This is a genomic window from Pseudomonas sp. 05L36 (genome assembly GCF_056398125.1).
Genome location: NZ_JBFTOU010000046.1, coordinates 13,703 through 30,329, shown reverse-complemented (window position 1 = coordinate 30,329; position 16,627 = coordinate 13,703). Strand labels below are relative to the sequence as shown.

Annotated in this window: 15 protein-coding genes and 1 pseudogene; 5 read left to right on the top strand and 11 right to left on the bottom strand. The window is 59.1% G+C overall.

Annotated elements, in window-relative coordinates; all coding sequences use genetic code 11:
• Positions 1 to 546 precede the first annotated feature (546 nt).
• Positions 547 to 1,368, top strand: coding sequence for a DeoR/GlpR family DNA-binding transcription regulator (locus AC1DKH_RS28980; RefSeq protein WP_477800065.1), 822 nt, complete (start codon positions 547 to 549; stop codon positions 1,366 to 1,368).
• Between the two features lie 44 nt (positions 1,369 to 1,412).
• Here the strand turns inward: AC1DKH_RS28980 and otnI are convergent, their stop codons facing one another.
• From otnI to AC1DKH_RS28950, 6 genes are all read right to left on the bottom strand, one after another.
• Positions 1,413 to 2,204, bottom strand: coding sequence for a 2-oxo-tetronate isomerase (otnI, locus tag AC1DKH_RS28975; protein WP_477800064.1), 792 nt, complete (start codon positions 2,202 to 2,204; stop codon positions 1,413 to 1,415).
• Between the two features lie 21 nt (positions 2,205 to 2,225).
• Positions 2,226 to 3,686, bottom strand: coding sequence for a GntT/GntP/DsdX family permease (locus tag AC1DKH_RS28970; protein WP_477800063.1), 1,461 nt, complete (start codon positions 3,684 to 3,686; stop codon positions 2,226 to 2,228).
• 206 nt (positions 3,687 to 3,892) lie between these two features.
• Positions 3,893 to 4,531: a 3-oxo-tetronate 4-phosphate decarboxylase gene (otnC, locus tag AC1DKH_RS28965; protein WP_477800062.1), complete on the bottom strand. Its 639-nt coding sequence runs from the start codon at positions 4,529 to 4,531 to the stop codon at positions 3,893 to 3,895.
• Between the two features lie 8 nt (positions 4,532 to 4,539).
• Complete coding sequence (gene otnK, locus AC1DKH_RS28960) at positions 4,540 to 5,838, bottom strand: 3-oxo-tetronate kinase (protein WP_477800061.1); 1,299 nt, start codon at positions 5,836 to 5,838, stop codon at positions 4,540 to 4,542.
• A gap of 10 nt (positions 5,839 to 5,848) precedes the next feature.
• A complete protein-coding gene (gene ltnD, locus AC1DKH_RS28955) occupies positions 5,849 to 6,754 on the bottom strand; it encodes an L-threonate dehydrogenase (protein ID WP_095945035.1) in 906 nt (301 codons plus the stop codon).
• Positions 6,747 to 6,914, bottom strand: a complete 168-nt coding sequence (locus tag AC1DKH_RS28950) for a hypothetical protein (RefSeq protein ID WP_477800060.1) — start codon at positions 6,912 to 6,914, stop codon at positions 6,747 to 6,749. Before AC1DKH_RS28950 ends, ltnD begins: the two co-directional genes overlap by 8 nt.
• A gap of 399 nt (positions 6,915 to 7,313) precedes the next feature.
• Here AC1DKH_RS28950 and AC1DKH_RS28945 point away from each other — a divergent pair.
• A pseudogene (locus tag AC1DKH_RS28945) lies at positions 7,314 to 8,485 on the top strand (acetyltransferase domain-containing protein).
• Between the two features lie 211 nt (positions 8,486 to 8,696).
• Here AC1DKH_RS28945 and AC1DKH_RS28940 read toward each other — a convergent pair.
• The 3 genes from AC1DKH_RS28940 to AC1DKH_RS28930 are packed head-to-tail and all read right to left on the bottom strand — an operon-like array spanning position 8,697 to position 11,791.
• On the bottom strand, positions 8,697 to 10,094 hold the full coding sequence (locus tag AC1DKH_RS28940) for an LLM class flavin-dependent oxidoreductase (RefSeq protein ID WP_477800059.1): 1,398 nt from the start codon (positions 10,092 to 10,094) through the stop codon (positions 8,697 to 8,699).
• A 33-nt stretch (positions 10,095 to 10,127) separates the two neighbouring features.
• Positions 10,128 to 10,973, bottom strand: a complete 846-nt coding sequence (locus tag AC1DKH_RS28935) for an amino acid ABC transporter permease (RefSeq protein WP_477800058.1) — start codon at positions 10,971 to 10,973, stop codon at positions 10,128 to 10,130.
• Positions 10,970 to 11,791: an ABC transporter substrate-binding protein gene (locus tag AC1DKH_RS28930; protein WP_477800057.1), complete on the bottom strand. Its 822-nt coding sequence runs from the start codon at positions 11,789 to 11,791 to the stop codon at positions 10,970 to 10,972. Before AC1DKH_RS28930 ends, AC1DKH_RS28935 begins: the two co-directional genes overlap by 4 nt.
• Positions 11,792 to 12,040: 249 nt before the next feature.
• On the opposite strand from AC1DKH_RS28930, the gene AC1DKH_RS28925 reads away from it, so the two are divergent.
• Complete coding sequence (locus tag AC1DKH_RS28925; protein WP_477765246.1) at positions 12,041 to 12,496, top strand: glycine zipper 2TM domain-containing protein; 456 nt, start codon at positions 12,041 to 12,043, stop codon at positions 12,494 to 12,496.
• Positions 12,497 to 12,582: 86 nt separating this feature from the next.
• On the opposite strand, the gene AC1DKH_RS28920 is transcribed toward AC1DKH_RS28925, so the two are convergent.
• Positions 12,583 to 13,500: a pirin family protein gene (locus tag AC1DKH_RS28920; protein WP_477800056.1), complete on the bottom strand. Its 918-nt coding sequence runs from the start codon at positions 13,498 to 13,500 to the stop codon at positions 12,583 to 12,585.
• 118 nt (positions 13,501 to 13,618) lie between these two features.
• Between AC1DKH_RS28920 and AC1DKH_RS28915 the strand changes: the two genes are divergently transcribed.
• A complete protein-coding gene (locus tag AC1DKH_RS28915; RefSeq protein WP_477800055.1) occupies positions 13,619 to 14,530 on the top strand; it encodes a LysR family transcriptional regulator in 912 nt (303 codons plus the stop codon).
• Positions 14,531 to 14,548: 18 nt separating this feature from the next.
• Here AC1DKH_RS28915 and AC1DKH_RS28910 read toward each other — a convergent pair whose 3' ends face one another.
• On the bottom strand, positions 14,549 to 15,454 hold the full coding sequence (locus AC1DKH_RS28910; protein WP_477800054.1) for an NmrA/HSCARG family protein: 906 nt from the start codon (positions 15,452 to 15,454) through the stop codon (positions 14,549 to 14,551).
• Positions 15,455 to 15,701: 247 nt separating this feature from the next.
• Here AC1DKH_RS28910 and AC1DKH_RS28905 point away from each other — a divergent pair, with 247 nt between their 5' ends.
• Complete coding sequence (locus AC1DKH_RS28905; protein WP_477800053.1) at positions 15,702 to 16,517, top strand: helix-turn-helix transcriptional regulator; 816 nt, start codon at positions 15,702 to 15,704, stop codon at positions 16,515 to 16,517.
• The last annotated feature ends 110 nt before the right edge of the window (positions 16,518 to 16,627 follow it).

Sequence of the window (16,627 nt, the reverse complement as noted above, 5' to 3'; positions counted from 1 at the left end):
TGGGCAACCCGGCATGGATGCCGGGTTAGCCGCGCACGGCCATGGATGGCCGATCGCGGCGGGCCCACGGAGCAGGACCGGAGCGAGGGCATGCCGAGCCTGGGCGAGGCACCGAACGTCAGGGGCAAGAGCCCTTGGTTACTTGGGGCTTTTCCAAGTGACCCGCCGTAAGGGCGGAACCAATAGTGGCCGTAACCGCAACAATGGATATGTACACTAGGAAGAAAATGCTCGGCCGTCAGTTGCCATCGCTGGCAAGTCGGATCGCCGCACCGCAGCTTCTACAGGTATCGGTGTTCCCCGGAATTCCGTGAAGAACCTTATTATTACGCTGAAATAGACAGAACGACTTCTGAACCTCTACTCAGTTGCTCTTCATATGCAACTGATAAAGCTCATTGGCAATGGCGATATCCTCCAGCCCCAGTCCGATCGAGCGAAAGAAGAATGTGCTCGACATCTCCTCCCGCTACTGATCCAGCCGCAGATTCGCTACTATGGTTCCCCGCCTTCCTTGTCCGCGGATTTCTTCATTCTGGAGCCCGAATGCCTAGTCAAAAGGACATCGCCGCCGAAAGCGGCGCACCGATGATCCCTGAACAGCGCCGTGAATTGATGCTGCGACAGTTGCGCAAGCATCAGGTGCTGAGCGTTCATCAATTGATGGAAATGTTCGACTGTTCGCACATGACCATACGCCGCGACATTGCCTTGCTGGAGCAGGAAGGTCGTGCTTACTCGGTAACGGGTGGGGTGCGGATTGCCAGCCAGATGCACAGTGAGCCCAGCCATCAGACCAAGGCGGTGGTCGAGTTGCCGCAGAAGCAGGCCATGGCCAGGCTCGCTGCCCGGCTGCTGCATGCCGACATGACGATTTACCTGGATGCGGGAACCAGCACGCTGGAAATCGTCCCCTATATCAAAGCGCTGTCCGGCATGACCGTGGTGACTAATGACTTCGGCATTGTCCAGGCACTGATCGAAGCCCCCCATGTCACGGTGATTCATACCGGCGGGCAACTGGATCACTCCAATCAATCGTGCGTGGGCGGCTTGGCGGTTGCCACCTTGCGTCAGGTGGTCACCGATATTGCGTTCATATCGACCAGCTCATGGGATTTGCGTCGCGGCCTCACCACGCCTTCTGCGCTGAAGGTCGAGGTCAAACAAGCCGCGATGCAATCGGCTGCGCAAGTGGTGCTGGTGGCCAGCAGTTCGAAATACGGCACCTTCAGCATGTACAGGATTGCCGGGCTCGAGCAGTTCGACATCATCCTCAGCGACGACGCATTGACCCATGCCGCGGCCGATGGCATCCGCAAGCAGGGTGTCGAACTGTTGCTGCCGGCTGACAATACACCGGCGTGAAACAACGGGCTCCTGCATCCAGCGGAGCCCGTCGCCGCCCTCCTCTATAGCGCCTGGCGCGCCTTCCAGTCGCGCAACCACTGCAAACCGGCAGACGTATTGCCTCGCGGCCGATATTCGCACCCTACCCAGCCGTCATAACCCAACTGGTCGATCAGCTCGAACAGATAGGGATAATTGACTTCCCCCAAGTCCGGTTCATGCCGGTCGGGCACGCCGGCGATCTGGATATGGCCGATACCATCGAAGTCCCGACGCAGTTTAGTCGCCAGGTCGCCCTCGACGATTTGGCAGTGGTAGCAATCGAACTGAACCTTCAGGTTACTGGCGCCCACTTCCTTGCAGATGGCCTGGGCCTGGTCCTGGCGGTTGAGGAAAAAGCCTGGCATGTCCCGCGTATTGATCGGCTCGAGCAATACTGTGACGCCTGCCTTGGCCGCCTGGGCGGTGGCGTAGGCGAGGTTTTCCAGGTATACGCCGTGATGCCGCGGGCGGTCGCTTTCCGACGGCAACAGCCCGGCCATCACATGGATGCGTGAATTGCCCAGCACACCGGCGTACTCCAGGGCACGATCAAAACCGCTACGAAACTCACTCTCCCGGCCCGGCAACGACACCGTGCCCCGCTCCCCCGCAGCCCAATCACCGGGCGGCGCGTTGAACAGTGCCTGCACCAGGCCGTTGTCGCTCAAGCGTTGCTTGAGCTCTTCAGCGCGGTAGTCGTAGGGAAACAGATATTCCACCGCTTCGAAACCGTCAGAGGCAGCGGCGGCGAAGCGATCCAGAAACTCATGTTCCGGGTAAAGCATGCTGAGGTTGGCTGCAAAACGAGGCATGGTAGCTCCTGAGATAAAGGGTTAGACAAAGGGCCAGATCAGCAGGGTAATACAGAAACCCAAGGTGCCGAGCAAAGTGGTCATCACCGTCCAGGTGCGCAGACCGTCGGCCACGTTCAGGCCTGACAGTTTGGTGAAGATCCAGTAACCGGCGTCATTGATATGGGACATGGCCAGCCCGCCGCCGCCCATGGCCAGGCATAGCAGGGCCATGTGGTTCGGGGTGAGATTGAGGGTTGCAATCAGCGGGCTGATGATGCCGGCAGTGGTCACCAGCGCCACCGTGGTCGAGCCCTGCACCGCGCGCAACAGCATGGTCAGCAGAAAGCCCAGGGCCAGCACCGGCAGACCGGTGGTGCGCAGCATGTCGGAGACCACGGCACCGATTCCGGTGTCCACCAGCACCTTGCCGAACACACCGCCGGCACCGGCAATCAGAATCACCATGGCCACACCGGGCAAAGCCGAACCGATCACGTCGGACACCTGAGTGCGGCTCCAGCCCCGACGCGAACCCAGCAGCCAGGCACACAGCAAGGTGTCGATCAGCAGCGCCACCAGCGGCGCACCGACCACGGTCATGATGCCGCGCAGAGTCGATTCGGCAGGCAGCAACGAGGTAGACAGAGTCCCCAGCAGAATCAGAATGATCGGTAGCACGATCAGGCTGACGATCAGGCCAAAGCCCGGTGCGGGGGCCGGCGGCAATTTGGAAACGATGCTGCTGGTCGACTCTTCCAGGCCCATGTGTGATACGGCTTCAGCCGCTCGCTCAGTGCTCTTGTCGTTGCCATTGGACCAGGCGGCCAGATCTTCGTTGGTGACATGCGGGCCATAGACCTCGGCACGAATATCGTCGGTCATCGGGTACGCCCGACGGGTCATGCGCCCGGCCACGCGGTAGCCGACATAGCAAAGGAACGCGGTGAGCGGCAGACCGAACATCAGCACGCGGCCCAGGTCCGCGCCCAATTGGCTGGCAGCGGCCACTGCACCCGGGTGCGGCGGCAGAAAGGCGTGTACGGTCAACAACGCCGCACACATCGGCAACGCAAACACCAACAGCGGCTTGCGCGCACGCCGGGCAATACCATAGGCCAGCGGCATGAGGATGATCACGCCAACCTCGAAGAATACCGGCACCCCGACCATGAAGCCGGCAATCGTCAACGCCAGGGGCGTACGCCGGTTGCCGAAACGGGTGATCAGCGTCTTGGCCAGCGCCTCGGCACCGCCGGAGAGCTCGATGATCCGCCCGATCATCGCGCCCAGGGCAATGATGATCGCGATATGGCCCAGGGTCTTGCCCATGCCGCCTTCGATGGTCGCCACCAGGTCGGCCGGTTTCACCCCGGCCACCAGCGCCACCAGAATGCTCACCAGCATCAAGGCCACGAAGGGCTGGAACTTGTACTTGAGCACCAGGAATAACAACAGCGCGATGCCTGCCCCGGCAGTAATCATCAGGATTAACGGGCTCATTTCAGAAGCCCTCCACACCGGGTGAACGAAAGGATTCTTCTGAAAATGCCACAGTGAAGGCGAGTCATGCCTGGAGTTCCTCTTGTTATTGTATTTTTTTGGCAAGCCGGGGCCATCGAGAGTCGCTGAGCGTCTCCCGGACAGGGCCTGCGTTATCTATCTGTCATGTTCTATCGTGTTCTATCGTTTTAAAAGAATTCAGCGCACTACCAGTGCGCACCGAATGTCTCTCGCAGCTCGTCCAGCGCCGCCTGATCCAGCGGTTCAGGCTTGGGATTGCTCATCAGCCAGAGTCGCGCGGTTTCCTCGAGCTCTTCCAGGGCGTAGCTGGCCCTGGAGACCGAACTCTCCCAGACCACCGGGCCCAGCCGTTCGAGCATCACGCCGCGAACACTGTTGGCCAGTTGCGCGACCTGTTCGGCAACCTTCGGTGAACCGGGTCGTTGGTAGGCAATCAACGGGATATGTCCGACTTTCATGACCTGATATGGCGTCAGCGGCGGCAAAATGTCGTTCGCCTGCCAGACACCTGCGAGCGTCAACGCCACCAGATGGGTGGAGTGGGTATGCACCACGCCGCCGACATTCGGGTTGCGGTCATAGACCTGGCGATGCAACGCCAGGGTCTTCGAAGGCTTGTCACCGGACACCCATTCGCCGGCCAGATTGACTTTGGCGATGGTCGCCGGATCGAGGCGCCCGAGGCAGACGTCCGTCGGCGTGATCAACCAGCCGTCATCCAGGCGCGCGCTGATATTGCCGGCGCTGCCAACGGTGTATCCGCGCTGGTATAGGCTGTGGCCAACCTCACAGATTTCTTCGCGCAGGGCGTTCTCGTTGCTCATTGCGCAGCTCATTGTGCACCCCCGGCCTGGGCGAGTTGGTTCAAGGCTTTACTGAAGAAATCCCGGCCACCGAAGTTGCCCGATTTGAGTGCCAGCGCCAAAGGTTCGTCGGTACTGCTGACGGTCGCCGGTACACCCGGATCGATCTGCGCGCCGATCTGCAGCAACTGCACGCCCAGCGCCTGAACCACAGCGCCCGAGGTTTCTCCGCCGGCGATCACGAAACGGCGCACGCCGCTCTGGCGCAGACCCTGGGCAATTTCGCCAAAGGCGTTTTCCACCAGACTGCCAGCCTGCTCGACGCCCAGTTGCTGTTGCACCGACTTGACCTCATCCGGTGAGCTGGTGGCGTAGATCAATACGGTTTGCTCGTTATCACGGGCGAAGGCCAAGGCTTGCGCCACCACCGGTTTCCCCGCCGCCAAGGCCAACGGATCAATCCGCAAAGCCGGCCGGCCGGCTTCGAGCCAGGCGGCCACTTGTCCATTGGTGGCAATCGAAGCACTGCCGGCCAACACCACTTCCCCGCCGGACACCGCCGGAAGTTTCGAGGCGTCAAGGTCGCGCAGTTTGCCGGCGCGACGGAAGTTTTCCGGTAGGCCCAGGGCCAGCCCCGAACCACCCGTCAACAGCGGCAGATCGGCGCAGGCGGCACCGAGGGTGTACAGATCGCTGTCCGACAAGGCATCAGCAATGGCCATGCCGACACCTTGAGCCCTCAGCTCGGCGATTCGCGCCCGCACCTGCTCTGCGCCACGGGCAATCGTGTCGTAGCGCAACAGGCCGACATTAAGACCGGTCTGCGATTGCAGGACGCGCACCAGATTGGCATCGGTCATTGGCGTCAGCGGGTGATTTTGCATGCCCGACTCGCTGAGCAGTTGATCCTGCACAAACAGATGGCCGCGAAAGATCGTCCGGCCATTTTCCGGGAACGCCGGGCACGCAAGGGTAAAGTCGCTACCCAGTGCGGCCAGCAGTGCTTCGCTGACCTGGCCGATATTGCCGGCCGCGGTTGAGTCGAACGTCGAGCAATATTTGAAAAAGATCTGCTCGCAGCCTTGCTCGCGCAGCCAGGCCATCGCAGCGAGGGACTGCTCGACTGCTTCGGCGACCGGCGTGGTACGCGACTTCAGGGCAATGACGATCGCATCGGCATCAAGCCCGGCAGCCACTTCCGCGCTCGGGATGCCAATGCTTTGCACGGTGCGCATACCGCCGCGCACCAGCATGTTGGCAAGGTCCGTGGCGCCGGTGAAATCGTCGGCGATGCAGCCCAATAGCGGGCGTGCGGTGGAGGTAGTCATGGGGTGTTCCTCAAACAGGCTCAGGCTTGGCAGTCGGCAATTCGATGCCCGGGAAAATCTTGATCACCGCCGAGTCGTCCTCACGACCGAAGCCGGCACTGGAGGCCTGCATGAACATCTGGTGAGCGGTGGCCGACAGCGGCAGCGGGAATTTGCTGGCCCGGGCGGTATCCAGCACCAGGCCCAGGTCCTTGACGAAAATATCTACCGCAGACAACGGCGTGTAGTCAGCCTTGAGTATGTGCGGCACGCGGTTTTCGAACATCCAGGAGTTACCGGCGCTGTGGGTGATCACCTCATACAGCGCATCGGCATCGACCCCTTCACGCAGGCCCAACGCCATGGCTTCGGCAGAAGCGGCAATATGTACACCCGCCAGAAGCTGGTTGATGATCTTGACCTTCGACCCGAGGCCATGGACGTCACCCAGGCGATACACCTTGCCAGCCATACCCGCCAGAATCGACTCAGCCTTGGCGTAGGCGTCGGCCGGGCCCGAGGTCATCATGGTCATCTCGCCAGCGGCAGCCTTGGCGGCGCCACCGGAAATCGGTGCATCCAGATACAGCAGGCCCAGCGCGGCAAGGCGTTGGCCCAGGTCCACCGCGTAGGTCGGGGCGACTGTGGCGCAGCCGATCACCAGGCTGCCCGGCCGCAGAGAGGCCACGGCACCACCCTCACCAAACAATACGGTCTCGGTCTGCTCGGCGTTGACCACCACGGTAATGATCACGTCACACTCAGCGGCCATGTGCGACGGTGACAGGCAAGCCACACCGCCCTCCCCAGCGAACTGCTCTGTTACGGCAGTGCGCACATCACAGGCATGCACATTGAAACCGCTGCGCAACAACGAGCGGGCAATGCCCAGCCCCATCGCGCCCAGACCGACCACACCGACATTCTTGTTATTCATGGGGTACTCCAGAGGAAAGCAGCGACTGCTTCCACGCCTGCAAGGCGCAAATATTGGCCGCGTTGTAGATACGGTTTCGACAGACAGGATCAGCACCGGGCGGATCAACCACATGAGGGGCGCTGTCGTTCAGGACGTGAGTCGGGATCTCATCGAACATCAAGGCAATCCTGTTTTTGTCGTGTTATCAGGTTGTCATACCGGCTGATGAAGATCATCTACCAGTGATCAGATTATGTGAAGTGCTTTTTAACAATAACATTTTTTAACACGGCTTTCGCCGCGCAGAAAAGAAGAGTCGCTTCACTGGCCTCGGCCAGCCGGCGAACTGGGTCGTGGTCGATATCCTGCGTGTCGAGGACAGCGTGATGGTCGAACACCGGGATGTGATTCAGGATGAGGCGACGCGCGAAGGTTCCGCCAACGGGTACCCTGTGGTGACCAGCTATCACGCAATCAGGCGGTCGCTTTTGGTAAATTCGTTATGTTATAACTTTTACAAGCATGCGCCTGTCAGTCGCCACTGGCAGAACCATCCATTCCCTGCTTGCGACATTCGATGACAATTTCTACTCACATCCCACCCATCACACGCTTGAACCAACGCCTGCTGTCCATTGATGCCCTGAGGGGATTGGTAATCCTCCTTATGCTGTTGGATCACGTGCGCGAAACATTCTTTTTGCACCGTCAGGTAGCAGACCCGATGGACATCGAATCCACTGAGCCGGCGCTATTTTTCAGCCGCACACTTGCCCATTTGTGTGCCCCGGTTTTCATACTGCTCACTGGACTTTCCGCTTACCTGTACGGCCAAAGCACCAGGGCAATGGCGATGTGTCAGCCTTTTTATTCAAGCGCGGTCTGTTTCTGGTACTGCTGGAGTTCACCCTGGTGAATTTCGCCTGGACATTTCAGTTCCCGCCTACGGCAATTTACATGCAGGTGATCTGGGCCATTGGCATCTGCATGATTGCCCTGGCCGGACTGGTCTGGTTGCCCAGGCCCATTCTGTGCTGCCTGGGTCTGGTGATCGTGGCCGGGCACAATCTGCTGGATAATGTTCACTTCGCGACGGGCTCGCCCATGCATATACCTTGGGCGATTCTGCATGATCGCGGCTGGATCGAATTCTCCGACGGCTTGCGTCTGCGCACCTCTTATCCTGTACTGCCGTGGATCGGTGTGATCGCTCTTGGATACAGTATTGGCCCTTGGTTTGCTGGCCAGGTTTTGGCTGCGGAGCGTCAACGTGCTCTGCTAGTTGCAGGGGCCGGGACATTGATCGGATTTGTCGCACTGCGAGCAGTCAACGGTTATGGCGAGGTGCATTGGGTCGCCCATGAAGGCCTCACACAAACCCTCATGAGTTTCTTCAACATTACAAAATACCCACCTTCCCTGCTGTTCCTTTCGCTGACCTTGGGCATGGGCCTGTTACTGCTTCGTGCCCTGGAACGGGCTCAACAACGCAAGTGGGTCAATGCATTGGCAGTCTTTGGCGCGGCGCCGATGTTCTTCTACTTGCTCCACCTTTACGTACTCAAGGCGCTGTATCTGGTCAGCGTGGCGTTATTCGGATTGAACCAAGGCAATTTTTTCGGTTACGACAGCATCTGGGCTGTGTGGCTGACGGCGGCGCTCCTGGCTTTATCCCTGTATTTACCCGTGCGCTGGTTCGCGGCATTGAAGGCACGCCGTCGCGATATCGGATGGCTCAAATATTTCTGATCAGGATCATTTGCTCACAAAAGGGGCGCCTGGAGAGTAGTGCCTGTCAGTTAAGCCCCGGACATTGTGGGAGCGAGCTTGCTCGCGATGGCGGACTGTCAGGCGCCCCTTGTGTGACTGTTCAACCGTCATCGCGAGCAAGCTCGCTCCCACAAGGTTTGCGGTGTTCAAACGCTTAACTGACTGGCATTAGCCCCTGGAGACCCTTTTTTCAAGATGCCCCGTCCTGAAAACCTTTATCAAAGCGGAATGAGGCGCCGTAAGCAGAATCCGGTAAATGGTTAGCGCCATCGTCCCGTAACCGCGAACGGAAAGTACCGCTCTGGGGTTCAGTACGATACAAGCCACGTTTTTGCAGTTCAGGAATGACCAGCTCAACGAAGTCCTCAAGGCTGCCTGGGCTGATCAGCGGGTTGAGCATGTAGCCGCTGGTGCCGGAAATACGGGCGTGCTCTTCGATCCGATCGGCCACTTGTTGCGGCGTTCCCACCAGAATCAGATCACTGCCACGGGTGACGTTGGCAAAGCGCTGTTTGACATCACCGGCGGTCAAGGGCTTGCCACTGCCATCGGGACGCATCACATAGGAGGTCATGCCTTCGGTGTGAGTCGACAACGCATCGCTGTCCGCGTAGCGGCTGATGTCGATACCGGTATCACCGGCATAACTCACCAGTTGCGCCTGCAAGTGATAGTTGCTTTGCAGTTCGTCATATTTGCGTTGGGCTTCGATCTCGGTCCTGGCCGTGACGATGCGCAGGACCGTCAGTGATTTAACATCTTCAGCGTGACGCCCCCGTGCCCTGGCCTGCGTCCATATATCTTCCAGGCCCTGGCGAATCTCCAGCGGGTTGGACTTGGCGATGAAAATCAGTTCGGCGTGCTTGGCCGCAAACTCGCGACCACGGCCTGACCAACCGGCCTGGATCAGCAACGGTGTGCGTTGCGGTGACGGGGACGTCAAATGCGGCCCGGCCACCCGGTAATGCTCGCCAACATGATTGATCGATCGCACGCGATCGCCCTTGGCAAAGACCCGACGAGACTTGTCGGCCACCACAGCGTCATTTGCCCAGCTGCCTTCCCAGAGCTTGTAAACCACATCGAGAAATTCATCGGCGCGTTCATAGCGATCATCGTGCTTGATCATCTGCTCCAGGCCGAAGTTGCGAGCGGCACTGGTCAGGTAGGAGGTGACAATGTTCCACCCGACCCGGCCATTGGTCAGGTGATCCAGCGTGCTGAAGCGCCGGGCGTGGGTGAAAGGATGTTCATAACTGGTGGTGACAGTGACGCCGAAGGCGAGGTTTTCCGTCACCGCAGCCAATGCCGGAATGATCATCAACGGATCGTTGGCCGGTGCTTCCACCGCCCACTTCATCGCCGCGTCGGCATTACCGCCAAACACATCGTAGAAACCCAGCACATCACCAAAAAACAGCATGTCGAGATGAGCCTGGTCGGCGATGCGTGCCAGGTTCGACCAGTAGCCCAGCGAGTTGATGCTCAGTCGTTCGTCTGCCGGGTGCGTCCAGAGGCTTGGCGCGCCGCCACAGCCAACACTGGCTTGCTCGTATAACGCAAACAACAGAGGTTTTGGATCGGACATCGTAGTACCTGTAAAAGTCATTAAACGGATGGGTCAGCGCTGATGCTTGAAACCTTTGCCGTAGTGGCGTTCAAGACGGTTCTGTATCAACTCCAGTCCGATGGACAGGAGCCAGTAGATAACGGCTGCGGTGGTGAGCATTTCGATGTAGCGGTAAGAGGATCGACCGTACGACTGCGCCAGGAACATCACTTCCCAGACGCCCATCACCGATATCAACGATGAGTCCTTGAGCATTGAAATGAACTGACTGGTTGTCGGTGGAATGATCGTGCGCATGGCTTGCGGCAGGACGATGTGCAGGAACGTTGCCGCCGGCCCCAGACCCAGAGCCATCGCCGCTTCGCGCTGCCCGGGTGCTACAGCCATGATGCCGGCACGAAAAATCTCGCTGAGGTAGGCACCATAATTGAGCGAGAGCGCAATGATCCCCGCGCTGATGGCGCCAGGAACCACCCCCAACTGCGGCAGACCCAGGTAGATCAGCAGGATCTGGATCAGCAGTGGAGTACCGCGAAAAAAAGACGCATAGAAACTGGCAATGCCGAAAGCCACTGCGCTGCGAGACAGGCGCGCCAGCGCCGTCACGAAACCAAGGAGCAACGAAAGCCAGATCGAGCAGAAGCACAAGAACAGCGTCAGCGCGGCGCCCTGCAAGAAACCGTCAGGCCCCAAATGCAGGCCGACCAGGTTGGGCAACTTCTGCACAATGATCGAGAACTTCAGATCGAAGCCCATGAAAAACATGACGCACAGGCCGAACAGCACTGCCCAGGTCAAATACAGGCGAGTGCGAAAACCAACTAGCCGGCTAAAACGACGCGCCTCGGTTTCGGGGGCGACAGTCGCCTTGGCCGGGTGTGGATTGAGGGCTGTCATTGGCTGATATCGGCACCGATCCACTTCTGTGAAATCTTGCTTAATGTGCCGTCGGCCTTGAGCTGGGTGACGACCTCAGTGACTTTGGCATTCCATTGCGGATCGCCCTTTTCGATCGCTACCACGTTGGGCTCTGCATACAGCGCGTCGCCGGCAATTTTGAAGCGAGGATCCTGGGCGATGCGTTCGCGAGCCGTGATGAGGTTGGTGACCATGGCATCCAGGCGCACGCCCGTGCCCAAGGCCAGATCCTGGAAGGCCACGGTTTCGTTGTCGTATGGCGCGACCTGGACGCTTTCGAATGGATAGCTCAACGGCTTGTCCTCGGCGCCCTCGATCACCAGATCCTTGTTCAAATAGGCTTCATAGGTCGACGCACTGATCACACCGATTTTTTTACCGGACAGATCCTTGCCCGTGACAATGTTCTGGTCTTTGGCATTCACCACGATCACGGCCGGTGACTGGTAATACTCCACCGGGAAGTCGAACACTTCGGCCCGTGCCTTGCTCGGGGTCATCGAGCAGACGCAGATGTCATATCGACCGTTCCAGTGTCCGGCAGCGATGACATCCCAGGACGGTGTTTGCAGCTTCAGCTTCACCCCTAGCCGTTGCGCAACGGCCTTGGCGACATCCACGTCAAACCCGTCCAGCTGGTTCTGTTCATTGAGAAAGGAGAATGGCGGATAGCTTTCCATCAGGACGCCGGTCAGCTCCCCGCTGCTGGTTACGCGATCCAGAGTGGGGCCCGCGAAAGCCGTCGAGCAGGTAGCCAGTAATGCCAAGCCAAAAGGTAAAAGCGCCTTAGTGTTCACAGACAAGAGCTCCAATCGATTCAAAATACTGAATAGATTAAAACGCACTATAAAAATAGTTTGTACTTCCTTTATGGAATATGTGACTACGTTCAAGCTATATTGGATCGAGCGGTCCAGGCGCTTGCACCACTGCCCCTTCGTGGCAAGCGCTTTGCGCAGCCAAACAACCGAGCGAATCAGGCATTTTCGTCTAACTTGAATGGATGCGTTTGCATGATCCACTTCCTCTGAAAATGGAGTTTGACGATGAAAACTATCGCTTCCTGGCTGACGATTTCGCTTTTTGGTCTTGTGCTTGGCGGCTGTGCCGCGGTTGGCGCCGGGAGCGGAGGCGCTGGCGAGATGGAGATTCGTTCGGGGAAAATCGAGCAGATTACACAGACCCAGATGCAGACCAATCACGATAGCGGTGTCGGCGCCATAATGGGGGGTATTGGCGGTCTGGCCCTGGGAAGCCTGATCGGCCACGGTACCGGCCGGGATGTGGCGATGGTCGCCGGTGCCCTGGCTGGCGCGGCGGGCGGCAACTACGCCGAAAAGAAAAAATATGATCAGCCCGTGGACGCACAGCAGATCATCGTTCGCACCCACAGCGGCGTACTGGTTCAGGTGACCCAGCCGATCAACCCGGGGCTGAAAAATGGCATGAACGTTTATGTCGAGGGTGCCGGTAACGAAGCGCGGGTGGTGCCGCAAAGTTAGGGGCGGCGACTGGACGTTGCACAGCCGCCCCATGATCCATGACTGCGCGCAATCCTGACTCGAATGGCGCGCTGCCATGGGTCAGGTTACTTGAATACCGGTACGCTGGCTGACCCGTTGGGCTTTTTCAGGTACTCACGCAACCGAACGCCAATCTCGGCAATTTTCACCTCTCCCGCACGCAAGGCTTGCGGGTTGGTGTGCACCGAGTAATTTCCCAGCGCCAGATCATAGGGATGAGGTACGGCTGAACCGATCACGAAGACCGTATCTTTTTGCAGCGCCTTGAGCGTCACGGCACCGTTGCCAGGTTCGAAGATGGCCATCTCTCCTGCGTTGACCAGGCCTGGTGCAGACAAAGCGCCGCGGCTGACACTCAACCACAACGACTCATGTTCGCCAGGTGGAACATAAGTCCAGGATTCCCCGGCACGTAGCGTGACCAGCAGATAATTCATTCCGGCGGGGGCACGGACCGGGCTCTGGACACCCTGGTACGTGCCGAGAATCAACCGCGCCGGCCCGACTTCAGGCATCACGCCTGACTCCAGGTATTGACTGTCGACACTGGCGTTTTCCAACTCAGGCGGTAGTGCAACCCACAGTTGAAAACCCTGAATCCGTTTCGATGTGCCCACCGACATTTCCTTGCCGTGCCAGACCCCGCCTCCGGCACGCATCCATTCGACACCGCCGTAGTCGATCATCCCCTTGCCCAAATCCGCATCCTCGAAGCGCAAATTACCTTCGGTGATGACGGTGACGGTGGCGATTCCCGAGTGCGGGTGAATTGGCATGCCGTTGATGAATGAGCTCTCACCTTCAAACAGATCCAGGAAAACGAACGGCTTGATCAAATGGCCCAGATCCGAAGGACTCATCAGCCGGACAATAGCGCCATGCCCGCCGCCTGTGGTGCGATAGCTGATTGCGCGATGAGTTCCGGTTTCGCGTGCAGAACCAGGGTCCATTGCGATGTGAGGTGGTTGCTGAAGGTTCATCATGATCACTCGTAGTGGGAAGCTCGCGGCCCGATACCTCAAACAATAGAGCGGGACCGATTGCTTGATTAGTCGATACAATCGGATTGCACTCGTCCACCAATACCAGGAATGACCGGCCATGCTCGACCTCAATGACATCGCGATGTTTGTGCAGGTAGTCCGCTGCGGCAGCTTTGCCGAGGCGGCACGACGCCTGGGCATGCCGCCCAATACCGTGAGTCGCCGCATCCAGCAGCTCGAGGCACACCTCGACACTCGGTTGCTGCAACGCTCCACTCGCAAGCTCACGCTCACCGGTGCAGGCCAGGACTTCCATGAGCGTTGTGCAGGCGCAGTCGACGGCTTGCTCGAAGCCGGACAGGAGTTGATAACGGGTAGTAACGAGCCCAATGGCCTGGTACGTGTGGCGGCTCCAGCCGACTTCTTCGACTTCTTCCAGATGGACTGGGTGACCGGGTTTCTCGCCGCGTATCCACGCGTGAGGCTCGACTTCATACTCAGCGATGCGAAGGCCGACTTGATCGCAGAGCAGATCGATGTCGCGTTTCGCGGCGGCGCCTTGCGCGATTCCGGTTTTGTCGGGCGTCAGATCCTTGACCCGCGCAGCGTCGGAATGGTCGCAAGCCCCGCCTACATTGCCGCGCACGGCTCACCCCGCACGCTGCAGGACCTGGTAAATCACGATTGTGTGATCTCGGCGCAACCCGGCGGCCACGCCACATGGCGCTTGATCGGCCCGCAGGGTGAGGAGGAAGTGCAGGTCAGTGGGCGCTTCAGTGGCAATACCGCACAGGCATTGCGCAGGGCCGCCGTGGCCGGCCTCGGCATCGCGCTACTGCCACCGGTGATGGCCAGGCTCGATGTTCAGGCCGGCGTGCTCGTCCCGGTGCTGGCGCAATACCAACCCAAAGGCTATGGCCTGAACGTGCTGTATCCAAGCCGACGACAGTTGCCGCTTGCGGTATCGGCCTTCATCGACCTGGTGATCGAGAAGTTGAATGCCTCGGATGCACCAGAGGTGCACCCGTAGCGAGCGGCAGTCGATGCGTCAGGCGATGGCCGGGATCGCAAAGTTTTCCCGAGCCCACGCGGCGAACTTCGTCGGCTCTCGGCCGGCAACGCTGTTGGCCAACGCAATGGCTTCACGTGAGTCGGCCCCCAGATAGGTGTGAGCCTCAAAGTAGGCGAGCATCTCTGCGATTTCCTTCGCACCGGGGAACCAGCCGGAAAAAATTTCTTGCGAGATGTGCTTGAACGAGACGTTGTGTCCCAGTCGATTCAACTCGGTGATGACCTCGTTGAAGCTCAGGAAGTCGCCCACCATCGGCAAGTATTCGCCGTTCCCGGCCAGTTCAGGCTGCGCGAATGCACCTGCCACGACAGGGCCGAGTTCGGTGATGTCACCCATGTGAATGACGCGCTGCCGCGGATCGAGCGGCAGCGCCCATCCCACCGTCCCGTCTGCTTGCTGCTGCGGCGCCATTGCACCCAGCAGATTCTGATAGAAGAACGGAGCGATCACGAAGGTGTGGTGCGCAAATCCGGCCTCGCTCACGATTCGGTCGATCTTTGCCTTGTCGGTGAAATGCGGGACATCGAGCTTGCCTTGGCTGATCGCCTCCACGTTCGGTAGCGTCGACCAGATGAAGTGCTGAACGCCGGCCGCTTTGGCCGCCTGAACGGCCGCGAGCGCCTGGGTGTGCTCGTCCGTACCCGGCTCCCAGAAATTGGTGACCAGAAAAACTCCGTGTGCCCCGGCAAACGCGGCTTTCAGTGTTTGCGCACGAGTCAGATCCGCCAGCATGACTTCGTCCGCCAACTGCGGATGTTCGGCCGGATTGCGCGTCAACGCACGGACCTTGAATTGACCGTTTGCCTGCAACGCACGCACAACGGCGCCGCCCTGATGACCGGTTGCGCCGACGACGGCGATGAGTTTTCGGGTGTCTGACATGGTCGTTTACCTATGAAGGGTGACTGGGTGGAAAAGTCGACGAGCCTCACGGCTCGATACCTGAAACAGTAGGGATAGTCCGATTGATTGAGTAGTCGGGTGAATTGGATTGCACTCATCCATCTGTACGACGAATGAGCAAACATATCCAACCTGAGGCCAATGGCTGGCAACCCATGGATCTATTCCGCTGGTGGCCCTAGACTTTGCAGTCCCCACCCTCCTCGCCGATTGTTGAACGGGTTTCATGACTGAGCATGCCAAGTACCATCACGTGTCCGAAGTACCAGGCCTGGTGCTGGGGTCCGCTCGCTTTGTGGACACCGGTTTCGATCGCCATTACCACCTCGATTTCCATGTTGGTTTTGTCACCGAAGGCATCCAGCGTCATCGATCCAAAGGCGAGTCGTTTCTTTTAGGTCCGGGCAGTATTGCCCTGATGCCGCCGGGTGAGATTCACGATGGTGTGTCCGAGGGCGGCGGCGCTTATACACTCAAGACGTTTCGCCTTTCGCAGGCGCTGGTTGCGAGTATCACCGAGGAGATCAGCGGTCGGCCAAGTGACCTGGAGCTGGCCAGTGTGTTGCTGGACGACCCGCGGCTCCTCGGCAACCTGCGCGGGTTACATGAAGCGATGCAGCAGACTGTAAGGCCCAGCAGCCTGGCGATGCAGACGCAATGGATCACCGTCCTTGAACGCCTGTTACGCCAGTCACGGGCGATCAAGCCCGAGACGATTACCGGAACGCTATCACCCCTGCAATGGTCTCGCGTCAGGGACTATTGTTTCAGCCAGATCGATCAGCGAATCACCCTCGATGATCTCGCTGGCCTGTGCGGGTTGGGCCGGTTCCCGTTCCTTAAGCAGTTCAAGCGGACCATCGGCATGACGCCGCACGCATGGCTGCTTCGCCTGCGTCTTGAACGGGCTTGTGGCCTGCTATCACGCAGCGGGCAACCGATCATCGAGGTCGCCCACGCTGTCGGCTTTTACGATCAAAGCCATTTCAACCGCGCCTTTCGACAGGCATTTGGCGTCGCACCCTCCCGCTACAGGACATAGGGCGTCGGCCATCAGGCGGCCGTCAATTTTTTACAAGCGCGACAACCGTCCCTCTCCATAGGATGCGCCAATACGGGCGAAACACCTTCGCCTGCGCAGCCGAGAACTGG

Coding starts and splice junctions, on each gene's coding strand:
- ltnD (WP_095945035.1), bottom strand. CDS start 6,754: ATGAATAACAAGAATGTCGGTGTGGTCGGTCTGGGCGCGATGGGGCTG.
- otnC (WP_477800062.1), bottom strand. CDS start 4,531: ATGAGCAACGAGAACGCCCTGCGCGAAGAAATCTGTGAGGTTGGCCAC.
- AC1DKH_RS28925 (WP_477765246.1), top strand. CDS start 12,041: ATGAAAACTATCGCTTCCTGGCTGACGATTTCGCTTTTTGGTCTTGTG.
- AC1DKH_RS28980 (WP_477800065.1), top strand. CDS start 547: ATGCCTAGTCAAAAGGACATCGCCGCCGAAAGCGGCGCACCGATGATC.
- AC1DKH_RS28970 (WP_477800063.1), bottom strand. CDS start 3,686: ATGAGCCCGTTAATCCTGATGATTACTGCCGGGGCAGGCATCGCGCTG.
- AC1DKH_RS28905 (WP_477800053.1), top strand. CDS start 15,702: ATGACTGAGCATGCCAAGTACCATCACGTGTCCGAAGTACCAGGCCTG.
- AC1DKH_RS28920 (WP_477800056.1), bottom strand. CDS start 13,500: ATGATGAACCTTCAGCAACCACCTCACATCGCAATGGACCCTGGTTCT.
- AC1DKH_RS28950 (WP_477800060.1), bottom strand. CDS start 6,914: ATGTTCGATGAGATCCCGACTCACGTCCTGAACGACAGCGCCCCTCAT.
- otnI (WP_477800064.1), bottom strand. CDS start 2,204: ATGCCTCGTTTTGCAGCCAACCTCAGCATGCTTTACCCGGAACATGAG.
- AC1DKH_RS28940 (WP_477800059.1), bottom strand. CDS start 10,094: ATGTCCGATCCAAAACCTCTGTTGTTTGCGTTATACGAGCAAGCCAGT.
- AC1DKH_RS28915 (WP_477800055.1), top strand. CDS start 13,619: ATGCTCGACCTCAATGACATCGCGATGTTTGTGCAGGTAGTCCGCTGC.
- AC1DKH_RS28935 (WP_477800058.1), bottom strand. CDS start 10,973: ATGACAGCCCTCAATCCACACCCGGCCAAGGCGACTGTCGCCCCCGAA.
- AC1DKH_RS28910 (WP_477800054.1), bottom strand. CDS start 15,454: ATGTCAGACACCCGAAAACTCATCGCCGTCGTCGGCGCAACCGGTCAT.
- otnK (WP_477800061.1), bottom strand. CDS start 5,838: ATGACTACCTCCACCGCACGCCCGCTATTGGGCTGCATCGCCGACGAT.